This window comes from Acidithrix ferrooxidans (assembly GCF_000949295.1).
Taxonomy (GTDB): domain Bacteria; phylum Actinomycetota; class Acidimicrobiia; order Acidimicrobiales; family Acidimicrobiaceae; genus Acidithrix; species Acidithrix ferrooxidans.
Map to the genome: position 1 here is coordinate 23,960 of NZ_JXYS01000071.1, position 6,869 is coordinate 30,828.

The 6,869-nt window shown below is 46.9% G+C and carries 7 protein-coding genes and 1 tRNA gene; 2 read left to right on the forward strand and 6 right to left on the reverse strand.

The window, feature by feature from the left end; all coding sequences use genetic code 11:
• Window positions 1–610: 610 nt before the first annotated feature.
• A complete protein-coding gene (locus AXFE_RS10835; protein ID WP_052605878.1) occupies window positions 611–1,183 on the forward strand; it encodes a GrpB family protein in 573 nt (190 codons plus the stop codon).
• Between the two features lie 427 nt (window positions 1,184–1,610).
• Here the strand turns inward: AXFE_RS10835 and AXFE_RS10840 are convergent.
• The 4 genes from AXFE_RS10840 to AXFE_RS10855 all read right to left on the reverse strand — a co-directional run bounded on the left by AXFE_RS10840 (window position 1,611) and on the right by AXFE_RS10855 (window position 4,932).
• Window positions 1,611–1,685, reverse strand: a tRNA-Gly gene (locus tag AXFE_RS10840).
• Between the two features lie 137 nt (window positions 1,686–1,822).
• Window positions 1,823–3,223, reverse strand: a complete 1,401-nt coding sequence (locus tag AXFE_RS10845; RefSeq protein ID WP_052605879.1) for a wax ester/triacylglycerol synthase family O-acyltransferase — start codon at window positions 3,221–3,223, stop codon at window positions 1,823–1,825.
• 369 nt (window positions 3,224–3,592) lie between these two features.
• Window positions 3,593–4,030: a dUTP diphosphatase gene (dut, locus tag AXFE_RS10850; protein ID WP_082058681.1), complete on the reverse strand. Its 438-nt coding sequence runs from the start codon at window positions 4,028–4,030 to the stop codon at window positions 3,593–3,595.
• 83 nt (window positions 4,031–4,113) lie between these two features.
• Window positions 4,114–4,932: a polyprenol monophosphomannose synthase gene (locus tag AXFE_RS10855; RefSeq protein ID WP_200891261.1), complete on the reverse strand. Its 819-nt coding sequence runs from the start codon at window positions 4,930–4,932 to the stop codon at window positions 4,114–4,116.
• 51 nt (window positions 4,933–4,983) lie between these two features.
• Here AXFE_RS10855 and orn point away from each other — a divergent pair, with 51 nt between their 5' ends.
• Window positions 4,984–5,523, forward strand: coding sequence for an oligoribonuclease (gene orn / locus AXFE_RS10860; protein ID WP_052605881.1), 540 nt, complete (start codon window positions 4,984–4,986; stop codon window positions 5,521–5,523).
• Here orn and AXFE_RS10865 read toward each other — a convergent pair.
• Both AXFE_RS10865 and AXFE_RS10870 read right to left on the reverse strand, forming a co-directional pair.
• Window positions 5,520–6,014, reverse strand: coding sequence for a glycosyl-4,4'-diaponeurosporenoate acyltransferase CrtO family protein (locus AXFE_RS10865; protein ID WP_052605882.1), 495 nt, complete (start codon window positions 6,012–6,014; stop codon window positions 5,520–5,522). The genes orn and AXFE_RS10865 overlap by 4 nt on opposite strands.
• A gap of 79 nt (window positions 6,015–6,093) precedes the next feature.
• On the reverse strand, window positions 6,094–6,869 hold a 776-nt coding region (locus tag AXFE_RS10870), incomplete at its 5' end, for a zinc ribbon domain-containing protein (RefSeq protein ID WP_152626038.1).

Here is a 6,869-nt window from a genome sequence, read left to right on the forward strand (position 1 = left end):
ATCTCCTAGCCACTCGATGATCCGCTAAAACAACAGTTGCCAAATTCCAGATCATCGACCATTTGGCAGTCATGGACAAAAGTCTCCGATGCCATAGCTCGCTTTTGGGCTATGGCATTCAAGAGCCCAACATGAAATCGTTGGCCATATCTATCTGAAACCCAAAAAGGCACGTCTTTGGAAACCTTGATCCGACATCCAAACATTAGATACTATTGAGACCTTAGCAGTGCTTGTGATGGAGAAGACGCCGAGAAAACCCTTTCAGGCCCGTGGTACCTATGATAACGATTGCATTGCAAACTCAATCCCAAATAGAATCCTCTTTCCTGCTACACCTTTGACGCTTCTCAGGGTAGCAACCGCCAATATACGGTCATGGATTTAACACTTACTTGGAATGTTCCGTCCCAAAGCGAATCTGTAGGCCAATATATAGGACTTTTGCGTTTCTAGCGGGTCCGTTTCTATGGGGGAGGGCCGATATTTCGATGCACTCAGAGTCTTGATCATCTTGCTACGAATCGTCCATAGAAGTTCACGAGATTTCGGGGAGCTCTAATCAGCAAGATAAACTATTCATGAATAATCACAACGATAGGCTGATCAAGTGTACTTAGTCAAACCGTTAGTAGTCAATTACCGCCCCTCATGGCCGGTCGAAGCCGAAGGATTGATTGCTGACCTTCTGAGTGAGCTTGGTAATCTTGCAGATCGAATTGATCATATTGGTAGCACTGCTATCGAGGCAATGGCGTCAAAGAATGTTCTAGACATCCAGTTGAGTGTTTACGATCTCGATGCCTTAAAACGTTTCCGAAGCGGTCTTTTTGAGTCACTCGGATTTGAGTTGTCACAGATTACATTAGACCATGTTCCCGCGGGCCGACTTGATAATTCCAATTTGTGGTCAAAGCGCCTTTGGTTGCGTCGCATAGACGGTGCAATTGATGTAAATCTACACGTAAGGCTTACTGGATCGCCGAACGAGCGGTTAGCGCTTCTATTTCGTGATTGGTTTAGAGCACACCCTGAAGCGGTAGTCGCCTATGGTCAATTCAAGCTCGCCCTTAGTCAACTCTGTGACGACACCGCCACTTATTCAGATACCAAGGATCCGATAGTCGACGTTATAGCGGTCGCCGCCGAAGAATGGGCTGCTGCAATTGGGTGGAACCCCTGATTTAAAGGGCGTTCTCTCTCCTCAATTAATCTCTTTCCGGGGATCTTTTTCGGGGGATATTTTCGTTGAAAGCTATTACCCACTTATTCAGAAGAGTTGATGTGAGTTTCATCCATCTTGATTTTGCCAATATCGGTTCCTTGACGATGGGCATCTCCTGTATTCTTTTTATAAGAAGTTCGCAAAAACGACAGCATTTCGCAAAAACGATGTTTGACTAATGGCGGCCTCGTCATTGAAGTAAATGGTGTAGGCGCCACTCACTCAAACGTAATGGTTCTTTCAGTTTTTAGCGGGGTCCAGGTATATCTCTAACCCGTAACCTAACGAGTAAAGTAACGCACTTCATTTTGAAAAAAAGACGAAGACGGCCCTCTTAGCATATGTCTTTGATTATGAACAAACTTTAGGGGATTACTATTCAATTTGGAGCGGACGACGGGATTCGAACCCGCGACCCTCACCTTGGCAAGGTGATGCTCTACCACTGAGCCACGTCCGCAATTGCTCTAACCAGTATAACCGCACGATCGTCAAGCTCATTCACTTAAAGAAAATCCGATTACAAAGTTGTAACTTATGGATCCAAGCCAAAAGCCTTGGCAACAATTCAACAAAACTGATCTTGCATTAATGCTTTCAAGCCGCTGAAAATATCGATTCAAGCAGCTCCACTGCATCGGAGATGGCATCCCCAAACTTCACTACATCGCCAGCCAATTTAGAGTCGCCTACCAGCCCTAGAACCATTTGCCCACTGTAGCTTACAGCGGTAACACTCAAACCAGTTGAATCCGCTAGAGGACCAAAGGGAATAACTTCCTCCAGTTTTGTTCCTGCGAAAAAGAGTGGTTGATCTGGACCCTTAACACTGGAGATAAGAATATTAAAAGCGGGGCCTATGTAATCAAATGCCTTTAGCTGATGTGCCACCCGAGAAAGTGCCCAGGTGAAAAGCGGTGGCACATAGTGCGTCAATCGAACTAGTTCTGCAAGATCGGCTTTGCGATGAAATCTTTTCGCAGCCGAGGTAGCTCGAGCTATCTCGACAACTCGATCCTTTGGATCTGTGATCGAATTTCCTAAAGATACAAAGAGAGCACTGATCTGATTTGAACCACCTTGATCATCCCGGCGATGATTGGCCATAGGCATCATTGAGACGAGATCAACTCCACCTTGCCAATCCTTACCTTTGAGGTAGTCATCTAGTGCGAAGGAAACTATTGACATCAATAGATCATTCACTGTGACATGTGCGGCTTTGGCTAAAAGTTTGAGCCTCGTTAGAGGAAACGTGATTGAATGAGCCACTCTTTCACTTGTAAGCGCTCCGTTAATAGGAGTCTTCGGTGCGGCAAATAGGGGTTTTAGAAGCCTAGAGTTGTCGGAATCTGAGGTAAAACTTAACCACTGAGAAAGGGCCGAAATCGTTTTACGGGCGTCCTCAGGGACCGATTGAAACTTATCGATTAACGAGTTCGCAAAGATACCGACCAGATTCGCCATTCCTACCTCCTCTGCTTCGACCGCGACTGCCTTGGGTCCCCAAAATTCCCTCGGATTAGCCTCAAAGTCAAAGAGGTTGGCTAATACCTCTATACCCATAATTCCGTCGATCATAGTGTGATGAAGTTTGGCAACCAAGGCAAAGCGCGACTTATCTAAGTGCGGGAGGACCATAATCTCCCACAGTGGCCTAGCCTTATCGAGTGGAATGGAGATAAACTCACCCGCAAGTTCAACCAGACGGTCCCTATCGATTGAATCTAGAACCCCAGCCTTGACGTGGTTGTCAATATTGAAGTTGGCATCATTCGTCCAATATGGCTCTCCGAGTCCAAAGGGAATCTCAGCGATCTTTTGACTAAAGTGGTCCATCGCGTGAATGCGATCGAGAATCTGTGCCTTAGTCGCAGCGAGGCGTTCCTCAATAGGAATCGAGGTACCGTCGAAGATCAACACAACGCCAATGTGCAAATGCATTCCGGGTGAATCCAGATAATAGAATCCCGTATCGAGTCCACTTAGCTTTTGCACACTACCCCACTACCTAAAACGCAATCTTCATGAGATCAGCCCATGAAAACCCCTAATAATTCCCGATAAAAATAGATTCTATTATCCCAAGCTACCTATTTCAAAAGAAACGGACCATAGACCAAGGAGGAGAGATTGATTTATCGTTCCATAACCCATTAGATTTGAACTCCTTATGATTTACCCATTGATCATCTTGTGATATTTTGATAAGTTCCAGCGCCCATCAGCCCATATGATCCCTTGATCGGAAGCCAATGTAAGGTGCCAAGAGGGGTTTATCAATTTCAAAAGCTAAAATCCCGCATGAATCCAAGAGAGATGTTCTCACCAAAGCTCTCGGCGGCTACCAATAGAACTGGCTCAAATTCAACCTAACCCGGAGGATCCAAAACCGCCTCGATCTCTGTCTGTACCTTCAAGTTCTTCAACTTCCTCAAAGATAAATTGTGAAACTTCAACGATAACCAGTTGAGCAATTCTCATTCCTTCTTCTATGGCGAAGGAGTTCTTGGGGTCTAAGTTAATTAGCGCAACCATAAGTTCCCCGCGATAACCCGAATCAATAAGTCCCGGAGAATTAGAGAGTGTTACGCCAAATTTGCTCGCCAAACCCGAACGAGGCAAAATCAAGCCCCCAAAACCCATTGGGATCTCTAGGACTATGCCGGTTCTGATAGTTGCCCTTTGAAGCGGTTCAAGAAGATAACTCTGAATCGAATAGAGATCGCAACCACCATCGCCGTCGTGGGCGTATCTTGGCACCTTGCCTCTAGGGTCAACCCGACGATACCTTATTACTGACATAGGCAACCACATGAGAATTCAGTGACTATCACGAAGAAAGGGCCTTTGCTTGGTCTTCCAACTTAAAAACTACTTTTGAGTTATTATCCCTTAATTGAAGAGACAAGGGTTCGCACCACGCTCTTATTGCCCTTGTGATAAGGAACAAAATCGGTGTCATTGCCTCGTAATTGACGAAAACGTCTCTGGAGTCCCCATACGCTACAAAGGGAGATCGCCTCGATTACTATCATCCTTGACATCTTGGAGACGCCTTCGGTGCGTTGATTGAAGATAATCGGCCGTTCTGCGATCTTGGCACCAAGAAGAGTTGCCCTAAAGACCATTTCGATTTGAAACCCATATCCATCAGCGCTCACCGTATCAAGATCGATCGAATCCAAAAGCGACGGACGATAAGCTCGAAAACCTGAAGTCGCATCCTTGACTGGGATTCCTAACGCGATGCGAGCATAGATGTTCCCACCCATGCTAAGTGCAAGACGGCTAGGCGATAGCCCAGGTGATTCGCCGCCGGGAATGTACCTAGAGCCAATGGCCATCTCTGCGCCATCATCTAAAGCATTCAAAAGCTCAGGAAGCGCCTCGGGCTCGTGTGAGAGATCAGCATCCATCTCAATCACTGCAGTCGCACCCGATTCGCGTGCCAGTTTGAAGCCAAATCGATATGCAGAACCAAGACCAGACTTTGCAGGACGAACCCGAATATCGATGTACTCGTCATCAACCACAAGAGCCTTCACCAGATCCGCTGTACCATCAGGCGACGAATCGTCAACTACAATCACACGGGCATTTGGAACCGCCAGGCGAATTCTATTTAGGGCGCCTACGATATTTCCAGCCTCATTGTAGGTTGGAATCACAATAAAAGGTTTTTGACTAGGTCTGATATCGGTCACGATTCTCCTTTACCCTTACATCATACCCCCAAGATAGCTAGACTTCGTAGGGTGCTAGTTTGGATAGATCTTGAAATGACCGGCCTCGACCCTAAGAGGCATGTAATAGTTGAAATTGCGACAATCATAACCAACGATGAATTAGAAGTTATAGAAGTGGGCCCTGACCTGGTTATCAACGCTTCGGAGGAACAGCTTTTAGAGATGGATAGCTACGTTAAATCCATGCATTCCACTAGTGGCCTTTTGGAGGAGATTCGAAGTTCGACAGAAACCATCCAGAGCGCAGAGACAAAGACGCTTGACTTCATAAAGTCCCATATTAAAAGCCCAAGAAGTAGCCCTCTTTGTGGAAATACAATCGGTACCGATCGGCGATTTCTAGCTGAACATGCTAGCTCAATTGATGATTATCTTCACTATCGATCGATAGACGTCTCTTCGATCAAGGAACTTGCCCGGCGATGGGCTCCTAAAATTTCAGCTGAAACGCCCACTAAAAAACGAGGACATAGGGCGTTGGACGATATCATGGAGTCGATTGAAGAGCTTCGCTACTACCGCGAAAGCTTCTTCAAAAAGGACTCCTAAGAACCTTTCGACTCAATCTTACGCAATAAAAGTTCGAATCTGTAGGTCGAAAATTTAATCGATAACAAACATGGAACGTTAGCGAAAAAGACGTAAATACCCATAGTCACACCCATCCAATACGGATTGAAGAAAAATGGAAAAATCCAAAGGATGATCAGGATCTGATGGACGAATGATGCACGGACAAATTCCTTTTGCATAGCCTTCATCCCATCGAGGTCACGACTTCCGAGGTGAGACTTAGAAACCCCACCGCCAAAGAAACCACCGCCTTCGGGCAGGTACGACTTCCATCTATCGACCCTCGTTCTCATCCGTAAGAAAGAGATTCTATCCGACAGCGAGCGCCCACTTAGGCTCTCTAGTCGTGGAGATAGCCACCTAAGGGGTATTTTGGAGGCGATAAATCCAACCAAAAAACTCATCGATAGCCAATAGAAACTATCGATGACCACTAAGGCCCATAAACCGTGAAAGGGTAGCTTCATTGAGAGGTGAACCTCCCCGCCCTTACGGACGGGGCTTCTGGCTCCGCCGTTTGGTTGGGGTTACCAAGCATCGCTCCCGTCACGCCACCACGACCAACTGGTCTGGTACCGATGAATCGGTACTGGTGGATGAGTTTGCTAGCTTCGGCTTGCTAATCTGAGTTGCCTCAGACAAGGCCCGGTTCTGGGCACTACTTCGGGCTCTGGCCTTGCGGCACTGCACCTTGGGGTGTGCTTCACGTTGATCAAGTGACCAGCGCTCGACAGCCCGGAGATACGTGACTCGGACTTTTATGTCCGGTCCAATTGGAGTGTATTCCCCGCATAACGCCTTCTGGAGGATATTGATCGCTCCTACAGCGTCTCGATGACAAGTAAAACCACAAATAGGGTTCTTGCATCGGTAGGGCCGACCTGATGGTCGATTGCGTGTCAAGCACGCTGGACAGGTCTTGGTTGAACCTGATTCGTTCAGGAAATCTAGGTCTAATCCGGTCTTGTCTTTGAGGTAGCGTTCCTGTCGACCCCTTGACCACTGGGAGAGTTGTTGACGACCGTGGCGGCCCATGCGCCGCTTGGACTTGGTCTCCTTCTCGATGCCCCTCACGTCACCAACTATAACTCTGGCGGTGTTGTGGCTAATGACGTGATTGGCCGCCTTGTTGGAAACCTGATGATCAAAGTCACGAAGCGATAGCTTTGCTTTGGAGTTGATCTTCTTCTTCGCAGTTACCAGCCTTTTATGCTTCTTAGATCCATTCTTGCACTTGCTGATCTTGTGCTGTAGTTGACCGACGGCCTTGTTTCTTTGTCGTTTGATAGCTCGAGCTTCGCGTCCATTGATAATCGTTACGT

Excerpts from the sequence above, each read along its gene's own strand:
- dut (WP_082058681.1), bottom strand. The coding sequence starts at position 4,030 with ATGTCAGTAATAAGGTATCGTCGGGTTGACCCTAGAGGCAAGGTGCCA.
- AXFE_RS10865 (WP_052605882.1), bottom strand. The coding sequence starts at position 6,014 with ATGAAGCTACCCTTTCACGGTTTATGGGCCTTAGTGGTCATCGATAGT.